At 57.5% G+C, this 14,864-nt stretch carries 18 protein-coding genes; 16 read left to right on the forward strand and 2 right to left on the reverse strand.

Translation table 11 applies throughout. The features are described 5' to 3' along the window. Positions 1–60 precede the first annotated feature (60 nt). Entirely contained in the window at positions 61–306 is a 246-nt protein-coding gene (tusA, locus tag ABLV04_RS14130; protein WP_044524980.1) for a sulfurtransferase TusA, read from the reverse strand. Positions 307–512: 206 nt separating this feature from the next. Here tusA and ABLV04_RS14135 point away from each other — a divergent pair, with 206 nt between their 5' ends. Beyond that, positions 513–1,178: a 7-cyano-7-deazaguanine/7-aminomethyl-7-deazaguanine transporter gene (locus ABLV04_RS14135; RefSeq protein WP_023291236.1), complete on the forward strand. Its 666-nt coding sequence runs from the start codon at positions 513–515 to the stop codon at positions 1,176–1,178. A gap of 73 nt (positions 1,179–1,251) precedes the next feature. After that, positions 1,252–1,809, forward strand: a complete 558-nt coding sequence (locus tag ABLV04_RS14140; RefSeq protein WP_023291237.1) for a DcrB family lipoprotein — start codon at positions 1,252–1,254, stop codon at positions 1,807–1,809. Here the strand turns inward: ABLV04_RS14140 and ABLV04_RS14145 are convergent, their stop codons facing one another. Continuing rightward, positions 1,810–3,030 carry an MFS transporter gene (locus ABLV04_RS14145; RefSeq protein WP_023291238.1) on the reverse strand — a complete coding sequence of 407 codons (1,221 nt, stop codon included), beginning with the start codon at positions 3,028–3,030 and terminating at the stop codon, positions 1,810–1,812. Between the two features lie 405 nt (positions 3,031–3,435). Here ABLV04_RS14145 and ABLV04_RS14150 point away from each other — a divergent pair, with 405 nt between their 5' ends. From ABLV04_RS14150 to ABLV04_RS14215, 14 genes are all read left to right on the forward strand, one after another. After that, complete coding sequence (locus tag ABLV04_RS14150) at positions 3,436–3,831, forward strand: hypothetical protein (RefSeq protein ID WP_023291239.1); 396 nt, start codon at positions 3,436–3,438, stop codon at positions 3,829–3,831. A gap of 62 nt (positions 3,832–3,893) precedes the next feature. Beyond that, complete coding sequence (locus ABLV04_RS14155) at positions 3,894–4,955, forward strand: class I SAM-dependent methyltransferase (RefSeq protein WP_032454260.1); 1,062 nt, start codon at positions 3,894–3,896, stop codon at positions 4,953–4,955. 20 nt (positions 4,956–4,975) lie between these two features. After that, positions 4,976–5,698 (forward strand): beta-ketoacyl synthase chain length factor, encoded by a 723-nt coding sequence (locus ABLV04_RS14160; protein WP_023291241.1) that lies wholly within the window; start codon positions 4,976–4,978, stop codon positions 5,696–5,698. Then, on the forward strand, positions 5,677–6,510 hold the full coding sequence (locus ABLV04_RS14165) for a lysophospholipid acyltransferase family protein (protein ID WP_171879206.1): 834 nt from the start codon (positions 5,677–5,679) through the stop codon (positions 6,508–6,510). The genes ABLV04_RS14160 and ABLV04_RS14165 overlap by 22 nt, the downstream gene beginning before the upstream one ends. Beyond that, positions 6,491–6,748 carry a phosphopantetheine-binding protein gene (locus ABLV04_RS14170; protein ID WP_348815829.1) on the forward strand — a complete coding sequence of 86 codons (258 nt, stop codon included), beginning with the start codon at positions 6,491–6,493 and terminating at the stop codon, positions 6,746–6,748. Before ABLV04_RS14165 ends, ABLV04_RS14170 begins: the two co-directional genes overlap by 20 nt. A gap of 11 nt (positions 6,749–6,759) precedes the next feature. Then, positions 6,760–7,011 (forward strand): acyl carrier protein, encoded by a 252-nt coding sequence (locus tag ABLV04_RS14175; RefSeq protein WP_023291244.1) that lies wholly within the window; start codon positions 6,760–6,762, stop codon positions 7,009–7,011. A 6-nt stretch (positions 7,012–7,017) separates the two neighbouring features. After that, complete coding sequence (locus ABLV04_RS14180; protein WP_032454262.1) at positions 7,018–7,599, forward strand: hypothetical protein; 582 nt, start codon at positions 7,018–7,020, stop codon at positions 7,597–7,599. Then, on the forward strand, positions 7,596–8,945 hold the full coding sequence (locus tag ABLV04_RS14185; RefSeq protein ID WP_085551458.1) for an AMP-binding protein: 1,350 nt from the start codon (positions 7,596–7,598) through the stop codon (positions 8,943–8,945). Before ABLV04_RS14180 ends, ABLV04_RS14185 begins: the two co-directional genes overlap by 4 nt. Beyond that, positions 8,932–9,285, forward strand: a complete 354-nt coding sequence (locus ABLV04_RS14190; protein ID WP_023291247.1) for a beta-hydroxyacyl-ACP dehydratase — start codon at positions 8,932–8,934, stop codon at positions 9,283–9,285. Before ABLV04_RS14185 ends, ABLV04_RS14190 begins: the two co-directional genes overlap by 14 nt. Then, entirely contained in the window at positions 9,276–10,967 is a 1,692-nt protein-coding gene (locus ABLV04_RS14195; protein ID WP_180264012.1) for a glycosyltransferase, read from the forward strand. Before ABLV04_RS14190 ends, ABLV04_RS14195 begins: the two co-directional genes overlap by 10 nt. A 3-nt stretch (positions 10,968–10,970) precedes the next feature. Then, positions 10,971–11,393, forward strand: a complete 423-nt coding sequence (locus ABLV04_RS14200; RefSeq protein WP_032454265.1) for a thioesterase family protein — start codon at positions 10,971–10,973, stop codon at positions 11,391–11,393. After that, positions 11,390–11,995 (forward strand): outer membrane lipoprotein carrier protein LolA, encoded by a 606-nt coding sequence (locus ABLV04_RS14205; protein WP_233672807.1) that lies wholly within the window; start codon positions 11,390–11,392, stop codon positions 11,993–11,995. Before ABLV04_RS14200 ends, ABLV04_RS14205 begins: the two co-directional genes overlap by 4 nt. Then, complete coding sequence (locus tag ABLV04_RS14210) at positions 11,964–14,282, forward strand: MMPL family transporter (RefSeq protein WP_072421028.1); 2,319 nt, start codon at positions 11,964–11,966, stop codon at positions 14,280–14,282. Before ABLV04_RS14205 ends, ABLV04_RS14210 begins: the two co-directional genes overlap by 32 nt. Continuing rightward, the gene (locus ABLV04_RS14215; RefSeq protein ID WP_049014523.1) at positions 14,279–14,863 is read left to right on the forward strand and encodes a DUF3261 domain-containing protein; all 585 of its coding nucleotides are present in this window, start codon (positions 14,279–14,281) and stop codon (positions 14,861–14,863) included. The genes ABLV04_RS14210 and ABLV04_RS14215 overlap by 4 nt, the downstream gene beginning before the upstream one ends. Position 14,864 lies beyond the last annotated feature (1 nt).

Consider the following 14,864-nt stretch of genomic DNA (forward strand, 5'->3'; position numbering starts at 1 on the left):
ACGGTTCCGGACCGTCGGGTAGCCCGGATAAGGCGCTACGCGCCGCCATCCGGGAGAGGCTCAGTGGCTTTTGCGGATCAGGTAGCGGTACGGCAGGGCTTCGGTTTGCTGGGCCACCAGCTCATGCTCCATAAAGCGGCAGAATCCTGGGATATCGCGGGTGGTGGCCGGATCGTCAGCAATAATCAGCAGCGTCTCGCCCACCGGCATCGTCCGCACGGTTTTACGCACCATCATGACCGGCTCCGGGCAGCGGAGTCCCAGGGCATCCAGAGTGTGGTCTGGAGTGGAGAAAAGTTCGCTCATTTTAGTCTCACATCAACAAAACGGCCCTAGTTTACCCCCAGTTCGCCAGTACGCAAGCCAGGTTAACGTTTGCGCGAAAAACAACCATTGCATTACGCCGGCAACGCAGTATCATGCAGCCGTTTTTCATTGGGTTCCCTCACCCCAACGTTCCGCTGCCGATTGCTCATTTACCTGAAGCATGACGGGCATAAAAAGGTCACAATATGAATCCGTTTACTACCGTACAGCGCAAAAAAGCGCTCGTCTGGCTTTCGCTATTTCATCTGCTGGTGATCACCTCCAGCAACTATCTGGTTCAGCTACCGATCTCCATCTTTGGTTTCCATACCACCTGGGGGGCGTTCAGTTTTCCGTTTATCTTCCTCGCCACCGATCTGACGGTGCGAATTTTTGGCGCGCCGCTGGCGCGACGCATTATTTTTGCGGTGATGGTCCCGGCGCTGGTCATCTCCTACGCCATCTCCGCCCTGTTTTACATGGGCGAGTGGCAGGGTTTCGCGGCGCTGGGCACCTTTAATCTCTTCGTCGCGCGTATCGCCATCGCCAGCTTTATGGCCTATGCGCTGGGGCAGATCCTCGACGTCCACGTCTTCAACCGCCTGCGGCAGAGCCGCCGCTGGTGGCTGGCCCCCACCGCCTCGACGCTGTTCGGCAACATCAGCGATACCGTGGCGTTCTTCTTCATCGCCTTCTGGCGCAGCCCGGATCCATTTATGGCCGCCCACTGGGGGGAAATCGCCCTCGTCGACTACAGCTTTAAAGTGCTTATCAGCATCATTTTCTTCCTGCCGATGTACGGCGTACTGTTAAATATGCTGTTGAAAAGGCTGGCGGATAAATCTGATTTGTCGGCATTGCAGCCGAGTTAAAGGTACTCGCGGGCTGATGTGTTAAGATAGCCGGATGAGCCATTAGTGGCCGTTTATCGAAAGGAAGATGTCAATGCGCAATTTGGTTAAATATGTCGGTATTGGCCTGCTGGTGATGGGGCTTGCCGCCTGCGATAACAGCGATTCAAAAGCGCCAACCGTTGGGGCAGCAGCGGAGAGCAACACCAGCGGCCAGGCGATCAGCCTGCTGGATGGCAAACTGAGCTTCACCCTGCCTGCGGGCATGGCCGACCAGAGCGGCAAACTGGGTACTCAGGCGAACAACATGCACGTCTATTCTGACGCCACCGGCCAGAAAGCAGTCATCGTCATCGTCGGCGACAGCACTAATGAAGACCTGGCGGTGCTGGCGAAACGCCTGGAAGATCAGCAGCGTAGCCGCGACCCGCAGCTGCAGGTGGTGAGCAATAAATCGCTGGAGATCAAAGGTCACACCCTGCAGCAGCTGGACAGCATCATCTCCGCCAAGGGGCAGACCGCCTGGTCTTCCGTGCTCCTCGGCAAAGTGGATGACAAACTGCTGACCCTGCAGGTCACCCTGCCGGCGGACAACCAGCAGCAGGCGCAGACCGAAGCGGAAAGCATCATCAGCACCCTCACCATCCAGTAATTACTGGCCTGGTGCGACGGCCTCCGGTTCGCTGACCGGGGGCCGTTTTTTTAACCGCCAGCCCAGCAGCAGCGCCGCCATCACCAGACCTGCCGCCGCCAGATATATCACCGGGATCCCGGTCCACGCCATCAGCAAGCCGGCCAGCGGCCCGGTGACGCCTAACGACAAATCCATAAACACGGTATAGGTGGCCAGCGCCGACCCCTGGTTATGCTGCGGCACCGCTTTCACCGCCACCACGCCCAGCGCCGGAAAGACCAGTGAGAACCCGGCCCCGGTAAGAAAGGTGCCGATTTTCGCCAGCAGCGGCGTATCGGCAAAGCCGACCAGCAGCAGGCCGATGATCTCCACGCTAAAGCAGAGCATCGCCACGTTCAGCCCGCCGAGGCGGTTAATGGCGTTGGGAAACAGCAGCCGCGCGCCAACGAACGCGCAGCTGAACAGCGTCAGGGCGAAGGCCGCCCCGTCCCAGCCTTTGGCGTCATAAAACAGCGTGATAAAGGTGGCGATAACCCCGAAACCGGCGGAGGCCAGGGCCAGCGCCATGCCGTAGGGCCACACCCGCCCGAGCACCGCGCGAAACGACATTGCTTTGCCTTTCGCCGCCTTCACCGCTGCGCGGGGCAGCGCGCAGAGGATAGCCACCAGCGCAACCGCCATAATGACCCCGGCCAGGCCGCTGAGGCCAATTTGCGAATAGCACAGCACGCCGAGCGGGGCGCCCATCGCCATCGCCCCGTAGGTCACAATGCCGTTCCATGAGATCACCCGCCCGATATGCAGCGACCCAACAACGCCGACGCCCCACAGCGTCGAGCCGGTGCCGGCAAAGCTCTGGCCGATGCCGAGAATGACCCGCCCGAGGCATAGCAGCAGCAGGCTAACCAGCGGCCAGCCGCTGCTCCAGGCGGCCAGCAGATAGCTCAGACCGCTTAAAAAGCAGCCGCAGAGGCCGAAGACGACAATCTTTTTGGGCCCCAGCAGGTCAGCGTAGCGCCCGGCGTGCGGGCGGCTGAGCAGCGTGGCGAAATATTGCAGACTAATCACCAGGCCAGCCCAGAAAGCGCTAAAGCCCATTACATCATGCACATAGCCAGGAAGTACCGCCAGCGGCAAGCCGATGGTGAGGTAGCTGGCAAAGTTAAAAATAACCACGGAGACAATCCGCAGATTGAGGCGCAGTCCATTGAGCGCCGGTTCGGCGACGGGTTCGGGCATCAGGTTCCACCAGATTTGTACTATACAGAGCCACTATTACCACGACTTCTGTTGAAAAGCAGCCTTCCGATGGCAATAACCTCAGCGGCGCCATCGCCGCGCTCATCAGCATAAATTGCCGCGACGATTATTCGACTTTCCTTAATGGAAGGATAAATACATATTAATAATTATCGCTATTGCCTGAGCAGGGTTAAATTACTTATACTTCCTCACGGCTCTGATAGCGCCTCATTGTTTATCATGATGTTAATATTTCAATAACATCATATTTCCCTCTCCGGCCTGTTTTAATACAGATGAACATATTGCCTGACAGAACAACCACAGCATATCAGCCTATATAAAAGTTTTTTACATGGCATAAGTTAATGCCAGTAGCCAATATATTGACATGGAGTATTCATGAAAAAAATTATTCACTGGATGATTGCCGCTACGGTTGTCGGTGCGCTCGCCGGTTGCGCACGGACAGCCCCTATTGAACAGGTCAATGCGATAGTGAGCGCCGGCCATACGGAAGCGCAGGTCAAGGATGCCATTATCAAAGCAGGTGCTCAGCGCCAATGGATTATGTCTGACGCGGGCCCTGGCGTCATAAAAGGTAAATTGCAAAATCGCGACCATGTCGCGGATATTAAAATTAACTACTCCGCAACAAGTTATTCTATTGTCTATGTGAGTAGCATTAATCTCATGGCCGCCAACGGAAAAATTCATAGAAACTATAACCGCTGGGTACACAACCTCGATAAAGATATTCAGGTTACGCTGGCAGCAAACACCGCTCTGCAACAATAAATATACATACGGGTCACTACTGACCCGTTTCGCCGATTATTTGTAATAAGGTTGTACCGAACGTGTACCAAAAGGATTCTCTCAGCGCACTTGATGCCATTACTGAAGCGCAGCGTATTGCTTTTGCCCCCATGCTCTTTCAAACCGCATTATGTCTACGCAACTCAGGTATTCTGGGTTATCTGGACCAACAAGGTAAACGCGGTGCAACGTTTGCAGCCATCAGTGAAATTTTCGACGGAAAAGAATATGCCGTTAGCGTTTTGCTCGATATGGGATTAAGCGGTCGTATCCTGACCTATAAAGAGGAACGCTACCACCTCTCTAAAATAGGACATTTCTTACTTCATGATCCGATGACGCGAGTAAATATGGATTTTACTCAAGACGTTTGTTATCAAGGATTATTCTTTCTGGAAAATGCGCTCCAGGAGGGAAAGCCGTCAGGATTAAAAGTTTTTGGTGAGTGGCCAACGATTTACCCTGCCTTGTCACAGCTACCACCCGCGGCGCGCAAAAGCTGGTTTGCCTTCGACCATTACTATTCCGATGGCGCCTTCACTGCAGCGCTGCCCTATGTATTCGCCAGCCAGCCCGCAAGGCTGTACGATGTAGGCGGTAATACCGGGAAATGGGCGCTACGCTGTTGCCAGTACGATGAAAATATCGCGGTCACGTTATTAGATTTACCGCAACAAATTGCACTGGCACGGGAAAATATAGAAAATGCTGGCCTTGCCCATCGCATCGATTTTCATGCTGTGGATATGCTGAGTGACGCCCCCCTACCCGGAGAAGCGGATATCTGGTGGATGAGTCAGTTCCTGGACTGTTTCTCGCCAGAACAAATCATCACCATACTCAGTAACGTGGCACAGGTCATGAAACCTGGCGCCCGCCTGTACATTCTGGAATTGTTCTGGGATGCGCAGAAATTTGAAGCAGCATCATTTAGTCTGAATGCGTCTTCACTCTATTTTACCTGTATGGCCAACGGCAACAGCCGTTTCTACAGCGTAGAGAAGTTTTACCGCTATCTTGAAATGGCGGGGTTCGAAGTAGAACAGCGTCACGATAATTTAGGCGTTGGGCATACCTTGTTGATATGCCACAAGAATAATTGATTGATCGCGGATGCGAGTGGATGACATTTTCATTTAACATTGTTGATTGGCAGGCCTTCGCGCCTGGCGTCAGTGGCCCCGAGCAATGGCAACGGTGGTCACAGCATTTGCACGCCATCGATCCCGCCGCGGCGCCACCCAAACTCAGCGAATTGCCGATGATGACCGCACGCCGACTCAGCTCGGGAAGTAAGCTGGCTGTGGAATGCGGTCTGGCTATGCTCCGTCGCCATGAAATCGATGCCGTTCTTTACACCAGCCGTCACGGCGAACTGGAGCGCAACTATCGGATCCTCCATGCGCTGGCTATGGAGCAAGCGATCTCGCCGACCGATTTCGCCTTATCGGTGCATAATTCCGCCGTGGGTAATCTGACGATTGCTGCAAAAAAAGCGATTATGTCGTCATCCCTTTCTGCCGGACGCGATACGTTTCAGCAGGGATTATACGAAGTGATGGGCCTGCTACAGGCGGGTTATCAGCGCGTGTTGATGGTTGATTTCGACGGTTTTCTCCCTGAGTTTTACCACGCTCAGTTGCCGCCAGGTATCACCACCTGGCCCTATGCGGCAGCCTGGGTGATTGAGCCCGGTCGCCAGTGGCAATGCCACGCCCAGCCTCATGCAGCCGTTGCTGAAAGTCCATTACCGCAAAGTTTACTGTTCTTGCAGTACTATTTGCAGAATGCCCGCACGTTCACGCTTCCCGGCGATCGCGTGCAATGGCAATGGAGCCGCGCATGAAGCCGTTTTTCCACCGGCTTAATCGGCTCTGGCGCGCAGCGATGACCGGTTTCTGCTTCGCACTGTTTGGCATTGGCGGCCTGCTGCTCTCGCTCATCTGGTTTAATCTGCTGCTGGTTTTGGTACGTAATAAAACCCGCCGACGCCGTATCGCGCGGCGCAGCATTTCCGTTAGCTTTCGCGTATTCCTCAGCGTGGTGAAAAGCGTCGGCGTTCTCGATTACCGTATCGATGGCCGCGATATTTTGCGCGCGGAGCGCGGTTGCCTGGTGGTCGCCAATCACCCCAGCCTTATTGACTATGTGATGCTGGCCTCGGTGATGCCGGAGACCGACTGCATGGTAAAAAGCGCGCTGCTGAAAAATCCATTCGTCAGCGGCGTGATCCGCGCCGCCGATTATCTGATTAACGATCAGGCCGATGCCCTGCTGCCGGCAAGCCGGCAGCGTTTACAGCAAGGCGATACGATTTTGATTTTCCCTGAAGGCACGCGCACCGTGCCGGGGAAAAAAATGCAGCTACAGCGGGGGGCGGCTAATATCGCGGTACGCTGCGGCAGCGATTTACGCATTGTCGTCATCCGCTGTACCGAGCATATGCTGGGTAAACAAAGCAAATGGTACGACGCGCCGCCAACTAAGCCGCGGTTTACCGTCGAGGTTGGAGAGCGGCTGCCAATACATCAGTTTTATGATGCCAATAAACAAGAACCGGCGCTGGCCGCAAGACAGTTGAACCGTCATATTTTGCTTAAATTAGAAACAGGCACTCTCCCTGAAACAGGAATGAATGATGCAAGCGCTCTATCTTGAAATTAAAAATCTGATCATCAGTACATTGAACCTGAACGAGCTGTCCGCTGATGATATCGACACCGACGCCGCGCTTTTTGGCGATGGTCTGGGCCTGGACTCAATTGATGCGCTGGAGCTGGGTCTGGCGGTGAAAAATCAGTACGGCGTGGTGCTGTCGGCTGAAAGTGAAGAGATGCGTCAGCATTTCTACTCTGTCGCCACGCTGGCGGCATTTATTCAAGCACAGCGCGCCTGAGGAGAGTGGTTATGAATGAACAACAAGCCATTTACGAAGAAATCTCCGCGCTGCTGGTGAACGTGTTTGAAATCGATCCGCAGGATATTACGCCTGAGGCCCGTCTGTACGAAGATCTCGAACTGGACAGTATTGACGCCATCGACATGATCGTCCATCTGCAAAAGAAAATTGGTAAGAAAATCAAGCCAGAAGAGTTCAAAACTGTCCGCACCGTGCAGGATGTGGTCGATGCGGTAGAACGCCTGTTCAAAGAAGAATAATTCACCGTGTCGGGCATTCGCTCACTGCCAGTTGTGCCATTGCTGACGGGCATATTGCTGCTGGCCTGGCCGTTTATAATCTGGTTCGGCCTCGCGCATAACAGCCTGCAAGGGTTGTTACCGCTCATGGCGCTGATGTTGTTTTTACGCTTTCGTCAGACCCGGCGACGGGCGGGAGCGCTGAGCGTGGTCACTCAGATTGTGGCGGTGGCCGGCATGACGCTGTGTATTGCCAGCTACCTGCTGAAAACCCATCAGTTACTGCTATTTTACCCGGTGGTGGTGAACAGCGTGATGCTGGCGGTGTTTGGCGGTTCGCTATGGTCCAGGATGCCGATAATCGAGCGTCTGGCGCGACTGCGTGAACCGGATCTTCCGGAGCGGGCTGTACGCTATACCCGGCGCGTCACCCAAATCTGGTGCGCCTTTTTCATCATTAACGGTGGCATTGCGCTTTTTACCGCGCTGTATGGCGATCTGTCCCTGTGGACGGCGTGGAACGGCATGATTTCCTATCTGCTGATGGGCACGCTCATGGCCGGCGAGTGGCTGGTGCGCCAGCGGGTGATAAAACGAGATAAACCATGAAGCAGCCTCTCCCGTTGGACCAGTGGCTCAGCGCCGCGCGTTCGCCGGAAACGCCGATCGCCTGGCATGACACGCACCTCTGGACGCTTGCACATCTGCGCCATGATGTCGCCCACCTGCTCACGCACTTGCGTCAGCAGCCAGCCATGCGCTGGGCGTTGTGCATTGAAAATAGCTACTTGTTTATCGTCGCTCTGCTGGCAACCCTGCATGCCGGCAAAACGCCGGTCCTTCCCGGCCACGGCCGTATTTCGCTGTTAAATGAGCAGAAGGCGCTGTTTGACGGCATTCTCAGCGATAAAGCGCTGGCATGGGATGGCGCGCTGGTGATTGTCGAGTCCACGATGGCGGTAACGAGCGGCCAGATGCATTTTCCCGCGCCAGGCAAAGAGGCTTGCATTGAGTTATTCACCTCCGGTTCCACCGGTCAACCGAAGCGAATTTGCAAACCGATCGGATCGCTCGACCGCGAGGCGGCGCTGTTATCCGCCTGCTATGCCGGGCGTCTGGCAGGCTGTCGGGTGGTGGCATCCGTAGCGCCGCAGCATCTGTATGGCCTGACGTTTCGACTGTTCTTGCCAATGGCGTTGGGTTTACCGCTTCACGCGGACATGCTGGAGTACACCGAGCAGTTAACGGCGTTAAGCCGGAAGCATCGCTATCTGTTTATTAGTAGTCCGGCCTTCCTCAAACGTCTCGACCACCGGCTTACCCCTCCGCCGATCGAAATGATCGTGTCCGCAGGCGGCAAGCTGCTTTGGCAGGATGCCGTGCAAACCGCCCGCTGGTGCAATACCTGGCCGGATGAAATTTACGGCAGTACGGAAAGCGGCGTCATCGCCTGCCGCCAGCGCGTGCAGGATGAGGCGCCATGGCAACCGTTTCCCGGCATCCGCTTTCAGCCAGAAGGCGATGCGTTCCGCCTCTTTTCTCCGCTTATTACCGATAATCGCGGCCAGCTGCTCGAGGATATTTTGCATTTTCGCGAGAGTGGCCACTTCCATTTGGCAGGCCGTCGGGATCGCGTGGTCAAAATTGAAGAGAAGCGCATATCGCTGAGCGAAGTGGAGCAGCGCCTGCTGGAACTTGAAGGCATCATTGATGCCGCCGTGTTACCCATCACCCGCGGCAGCCGTCAGAGTATTGGCGTATTGCTGGTGCTGGATAACCATGCCCGCCAGCGCTGGGGAAAAAGCCAGGAGACTCATTGGCGAAAAGCACTGCGCCCTCTGCTGGAACCGGTCGCCATTCCCCGCTACTGGCGGGTTATCGACGAGATCCCCGTCAATAGTATGAACAAGCGTGTCTACGCGCAGTTACAGGAGTTATTTCATGCAGCCCCATGAAATTGAGCGCCGTCAGCCACAAGCCGATCGGGTTGAAATCATTTTATCGGTGGATCCGGCGTTATTCTGGTTTCGCGGCCACTTTGCCGTTCAGCCCTTGTTGCCAGGCGTCGCGCAGATTGACTGGGCGATGCATTACGCCACCACCCTGCTGGCGCCCGGCTGGCGCTTTCACGATATTCACAATGTGAAATTCCAGTCGCCACTCCTGCCGGGGGCGATCGTGACGCTCACTCTTAGCTGGCAGGAGGCGCGTCAGCTCATCACCTTCAGCTATCAGCGCCACGATGGCGAAACACGACATACCGCCAGCAGCGGGAAGATTCGCTTATGTCGCTAACCTTCTCCCCCTGCGTGGTGATCCCGTGCTATAACCACGGCGCGATGATGTCGCGGGTGCTGGCGCGCCTGCAGCCGTTTGATCTTCCCTGTATCGTGGTGGACGACGGCAGCGACAGTCGCACACAGCTGGAGCTGGCGCGACTGGCGCTGGAAAACCCGGATCTGACGTTGATCCGCTTACCGCAGAACGCCGGAAAAGGCGCCGCGGTCATCTGCGGATTACAGGCCGCAGCGCAAGCCGGGTTCAGCCACGCGGTGCAGGTCGATGCCGATGGACAGCACGCCATCGAAGATATTCCGCAGCTGCTGGCGCTGGCGCAGAAGCATCCCGAGGCGCTGATCTCCGGCCAGCCGGTTTACGACGACTCAATCCCGCGCTCGCGCCTGTACGGACGCTGGATCACCCACGTCTGGGTATGGATTGAAACGCTATCGCTGCAGCTAAAAGACAGCATGTGCGGCTTTCGCGTCTATCCGCTGGCGCCGACGCTGCAGCTGGCTAAGCGCGTGCCCCTCGGCAAGCGAATGGATTTTGATACCGAAGTGATGGTGCGCCTCTACTGGCAGGGTAACACCAGCTACTTTGTCCCGACCCGCGTGACCTATCCGCCGGACGGTTTATCGCATTTCGATGCCCTCAGAGATAACTGCCGCATCTCGCTGATGCATACCCGACTGTTCCTCGGCATGTTGCCGCGGATCCCCTCGCTGCTGTTTCGCCGCGCTTCGCCGCACTGGGCGCGTCAGAAGGAGGTCAAAGGCTTATGGGGCATGCGCCTGATGCTGTTGGTGTGGCGGCTGTTGGGACGACACGCGTTTTCGCTGCTGCTCTACCCGGTGGTCGGCGTCTACTGGCTAACGGCCAGCACCGCGCGCCGCGCTTCACAAAACTGGCTTACCCGCGTGCGCGACCAGTTAGCCGCTCGTCAGCTGCCGGAGCCGGGCGAACTCAGTAGCTATCGTCACTTCCTGCGCTTTGGCAACGCGATGCTGGATAAAATCGCCAGCTGGCGCGGCGAACTGCAGTTTGGTCGCGATGTGGTGTTTGCCGCAGGTGCCGAAGAGACGCTCAATATCGACGATCCGCGCGGCAAACTACTGCTGGCCTCACATCTCGGCGATGTTGAAGCCTGCCGTGCGCTGGCGCAGCTGCAGGGCAGCAAGACCATCAACGCGCTGGTGTTCAGCGACAATGCCCAACGCTTTAAGCAGATTATGGCGGAGATGGCCCCGCAGGCGGGGCTCAACCTGCTGCCGGTCACCGATATCGGCCCGGAGACCGCCATGCTGCTGCAGGAAAAACTGGATCGCGGAGAATGGATCGCTATTGTCGGCGATCGTATTGCGGTCAATCCGCAGCGCGGCGGCGAGTGGCGCGTCTGCTGGAGCCGTTTTATGGGGCAACCGGCCCCCTTCCCGCAGGGGCCCTTTATCCTCGCGGCTATTTTGCGCTGCCCGGTCAATTTGATGTTCGCTCTGCGTCAGCAGGGCAAGCTGCGCATTTACTGTGAGCCGTTCGCTGACCCGCTGCCGCTACCGCGCGCCAATCGCCAGCAGGCACTGCAACATATCATCGATCGCTACGCCGAACGGCTGGAATATTACGCGCTGCAGTCGCCGCTCGACTGGTTTAACTTTTTCGATTTCTGGCGTTTGCCGGAGCCCAAAGATAAGGAGTAAAGGGTGCTTAACGATCCCCGTTTTACTGCTGAAGTAGAGCTAACCATTCCCTTTCACGACGTCGATATGATGGGCGTCGTCTGGCATGGCAACTATTTCCGCTACTTCGAAATTGCCCGCGAGGCGCTGCTTAACCAGTTCAACTACGGCTACCGGCAGATGAAAGCCTCCGGCTATCTGTGGCCGGTGGTGGATACCCGCGTGAAGTACCGGGACGTTATCACCTTCGAGCAGCGTATTCGCGTCCGCGCGCGTCTGGAAGAGTTCGAAAACCGCCTGCGCATTGGCTATGAAATTTTTGCCGCCGAGAGCGGCAAACGCACCACCACCGGCTACACCATCCAGGTCGCGGTGGACGAAAAAAGCGGCGAGATGTGTTTTGTCAGCCCGCAAGTTCTGTTTGAACGCATGGGGGTCACGCCATGAGATTGCTGCTGTTGGTGGGACTGTTCATCAGTCCGTTGGTTAGCGCCCTGACGCTCAATGACCTGCAAAAACAATTTAGCGAACAGCCGGTGGTGCGCGCCCACTTCGATCAAACCCGCACCATAAAGGATCTTCCGCAGCCGCTGCGATCCCAGGGGCGGATGTTGATCGCCCGCGACCAGGGCTTGCTGTGGGATCAAACCTCACCGTTCCCGATGCAACTGCTGCTGGATGATAAACGGATGGTGCAGGCGATTAACGGCCAGCCGCCGCAGACCGTCACCGCCGAAAACAACCCGCAGATGTTCCAGTTCAACCATCTGCTGCGCGCGCTGTTCCAGGCCGATCGTAACGTGCTGGAGGAGAACTTCCGCGTGGAATTCGCCGATAAAGGCGACGGGCGATGGACGCTGCGCCTGACGCCTGTCACCACGCCGCTGGATAAGATTTTCGCCAGCATCGATCTCGCCGGAAAAACCTACCTGGAGCATATTCAACTCAACGATAAACAAGGCGATCGCACCGATATCGCCCTTTCCCAACATCAACTGACGCCAGCGCAACTGACCGATGACGAACGCCAACGCTTTGCCGCCCAGTAAACGTCCTGCGCTGATCTGGGGCGTCGTCTGCCTGATACTGGCGGGCGCGCTGCTGGCGCTGTTGCCGCAGGCCCGGCTCAACAGCAGCGTGCTGGCGATGCTGCCAAAACAGACGCTCGGCGCGATCCCCCCGGCGCTGAACGACGGCTTTATGCAGCGTCTGGATCGCCAGCTGGTCTGGCTGGTCAGCCCCGGTAAACAGGCCGACCCACAGGTGGCTCGCGACTGGCTGCGGTTGCTGCAAACCTCAGACGCGCTGGCCGAGGTCAAAGGCCCAATGGATGCCGCCAGTCAGCAGGCCTGGGGAACGTTTTTCTGGCAACATCGCAATGCGTTAATCGACCCCGCCACCCGCGCGCGTCTGCAGGAGGGCGGCGAAGCGCAGGCCCAGTGGATCCTTTCGCAGCTCTATTCGGCGTTTTCCGGGGTCAGCGGTAAAGAGTTACAAAACGACCCGCTGATGCTGATGCGCGGCTCACAGCTGGCGATGGCGAATAGCGGCCAGCGGATGCAGCTGCAGGACGGGTGGCTGACCAGCAAAGACGCGCAAGGTAACGTCTGGTATCTGCTGCACGGCGAGCTGGCGGGTTCGTCGTTCGATATGCGACAGACGCACCGCCTGGTGACCACCCTCGCGCAGCTTGAAAAGGAATTAAAAGCGCGCCACCCGCAGGCGCAGCTGCTGTCGCGCGGCACCGTATTTTACAGTGATTACGCCAGCCAGCAGGCGAAGCGCGATATCTCCACTCTCGGCGCGGCCACCCTGTTCGGCGTCATCCTGTTGATCGTGGCCGTGTTCCGCTCGCTGCGTCCGCTGCTGTTATGCGCGATCTCTATCGCTATCGGCGCACTGGCCGGCACCGTTGCCACGCTGCTGCTGTTTGGCGAGCTGCATCTGATGACCCTGGTGATGAGCATGAGCATTATTGGCATTTCCGCAGATTACACGCTCTATTACCTGACCGAACGGATGGTCCATGGCGCAGCGGCTTCACCGTGGCAAAGCCTTGTTAAAGTACGGAAAGCGCTGCTGCTGGCGCTGCTTACCACCGTGGCGGCTTATTTAATCATGATGCTGGCCCCCTTCCCGGCCATTCGCCAGATGGCGCTATTTGCGGCCGTGGGGCTAAGCGCCTCATGCCTGACGGTGATTTTCTGGCAGCCATGGCTGTGCCATGGCCTCCCGGTGCGTCCCGTCCCAGCGATGGTGCTGATGTCGCGCTGGCTCGCGGCATGGCGGCGTAACAAAAAACTCGCCATCGGTCTGCCGGTGGTTCTGGCCATTTTCTCCCTGACGGGGCTCGCTCTCCTGCGGGTGGATGACGATATCTCACAGCTGCAGGCGCTGCCGCAGAATATCCTCTCCCAGGAGCATGCCATCACCGCGCTCACTGGCCAAAGCGTCGATCAAAAGTGGTTCGTGGTTTACGGCGACACGGCGCAACAAACGCTGCAGCGGCTGGAAGCCTTTATGCCCGCACTGGCTAAAGCGCAAACCGACGGAATGCTTGGCGGGTATCGCGCCATTCCGCTCAATTCACTGGCCCGCCAGCAGCAGGATCTGGCCCTGCTGAAGCAGGCGGCGCCGGCCATCGGCCAGGCGCTGAATAACGCCGGACTCACCGCTGTTCACCCCGACCTGCGGCCGATGCCGGTGACAGTCGGCGACTGGCTTGCCAGTCCGGCCAGCGAAGGCTGGCGGCTGCTATGGCTGACGCTGCCGGATGGCGAAAGCGGCGTACTGGTGCCAGTGAGCGGGGTGAAAGATAGCCCGGCGCTGAAGGCGCTCAGCACAACCCAGACTGGCGTGGCGTGGGTCGATCGTAAAAGCGATTTCGACCAGCTTTTCGCGCTCTACCGTCATATTTTAACCGGGCTGCTCGGCGTTGCGCTGGCGGTGATTGCCTGCGGTGCCGCTATCCGCCTTGGCTGGCGCAAGGGCTTAATAAGCCTGGTGCCGTCGGTATTGTCGCTGGGATGCGGCCTGGGGGCGTTGGCGCTCACCGGCCACGCCGTTAACCTGTTCTCCTTACTGGCGCTGGTGCTGGTACTTGGGATTGGCATCAACTACACCCTGTTTTTCAGCAACCCGCGCGGCACGCCGCTGACATCGCTGCTGGCGGTTACCTTGGCGATGATGACCACCTTATTAACGCTTGGCATGCTGGTGTTTAGCGCCACCCAGGCCATCAGCAGCTTTGGCACTGTCCTGGTCAGCGGTATTTTCACCGCTTTCCTGCTGTCGCCGCTGGCGATGCCGAGCAAAAAAGAGAAAAAAAGACGATGAGAAGACCATCATTCTGGCGCGCCTTCGCGCTCTTCACCGCCTTATTGCTGGCCGGCTGCAGTCATTCGCCGCCGGAGCCGCAAGGCCGTCCGCAGGCGTGGCTGGAGCCGGGTACGCGCGTCACGTTGCCGCCGCCGGGCATCTCGCCGGCCATCAGTTCCCAGCAGTTATTGACCGGCCGCTTCAACGGCCAAACCCAGTCGCTGCTGGTGCTGCTCAATGCCGATGATAAAAAGCTCACGCTGGCGGGCCTGTCGTCCGTCGGTATCCGCCTGTTCCTGGTGACCTATGATCAACAAGGGCTGCGCGCGGAACAGTCGATGGTGATCCCGCAACTGCCGCCCGCCAGCCAGGTGCTGGCCGATGTGATGCTCAGCCACTGGCCGCTTAGCGCATGGCTGCCGCAGCTGCCGAAAGGCTGGACGCTAACCGACCGCGGCGACAAACGCGAACTGCGTAACGCGCGCGGAAAACTGGTCACCGACATCACCTATATCAACCGCAAAGGCAAGCGCGTGCCGATTAGCATCGAGCAGCACGTCTTTAAATACCACATCACCATTCAATACCTGGGTGACTGAG

The sequence above is a fragment of the Klebsiella sp. JN_Kp127 genome, assembly GCF_040062505.1.
GTDB lineage: Bacteria > Pseudomonadota > Gammaproteobacteria > Enterobacterales > Enterobacteriaceae > Klebsiella > Klebsiella quasipneumoniae.

Coding starts and splice junctions, on each gene's coding strand:
- tusA (WP_044524980.1), bottom strand. CDS start 306: ATGAGCGAACTTTTCTCCACTCCAGACCACACTCTGGATGCCCTGGGA.
- ABLV04_RS14135 (WP_023291236.1), top strand. CDS start 513: ATGAATCCGTTTACTACCGTACAGCGCAAAAAAGCGCTCGTCTGGCTT.
- ABLV04_RS14140 (WP_023291237.1), top strand. CDS start 1,252: ATGCGCAATTTGGTTAAATATGTCGGTATTGGCCTGCTGGTGATGGGG.
- ABLV04_RS14145 (WP_023291238.1), bottom strand. CDS start 3,030: ATGCCCGAACCCGTCGCCGAACCGGCGCTCAATGGACTGCGCCTCAAT.
- ABLV04_RS14150 (WP_023291239.1), top strand. CDS start 3,436: ATGAAAAAAATTATTCACTGGATGATTGCCGCTACGGTTGTCGGTGCG.
- ABLV04_RS14160 (WP_023291241.1), top strand. CDS start 4,976: ATGACATTTTCATTTAACATTGTTGATTGGCAGGCCTTCGCGCCTGGC.
- ABLV04_RS14165 (WP_171879206.1), top strand. CDS start 5,677: ATGGCAATGGAGCCGCGCATGAAGCCGTTTTTCCACCGGCTTAATCGG.
- ABLV04_RS14170 (WP_348815829.1), top strand. CDS start 6,491: ATGCAAGCGCTCTATCTTGAAATTAAAAATCTGATCATCAGTACATTG.
- ABLV04_RS14175 (WP_023291244.1), top strand. CDS start 6,760: ATGAATGAACAACAAGCCATTTACGAAGAAATCTCCGCGCTGCTGGTG.
- ABLV04_RS14185 (WP_085551458.1), top strand. CDS start 7,596: ATGAAGCAGCCTCTCCCGTTGGACCAGTGGCTCAGCGCCGCGCGTTCG.
- ABLV04_RS14190 (WP_023291247.1), top strand. CDS start 8,932: ATGCAGCCCCATGAAATTGAGCGCCGTCAGCCACAAGCCGATCGGGTT.
- ABLV04_RS14195 (WP_180264012.1), top strand. CDS start 9,276: ATGTCGCTAACCTTCTCCCCCTGCGTGGTGATCCCGTGCTATAACCAC.
- ABLV04_RS14205 (WP_233672807.1), top strand. CDS start 11,390: ATGAGATTGCTGCTGTTGGTGGGACTGTTCATCAGTCCGTTGGTTAGC.
- ABLV04_RS14210 (WP_072421028.1), top strand. CDS start 11,964: ATGACGAACGCCAACGCTTTGCCGCCCAGTAAACGTCCTGCGCTGATC.
- ABLV04_RS14215 (WP_049014523.1), top strand. CDS start 14,279: ATGAGAAGACCATCATTCTGGCGCGCCTTCGCGCTCTTCACCGCCTTA.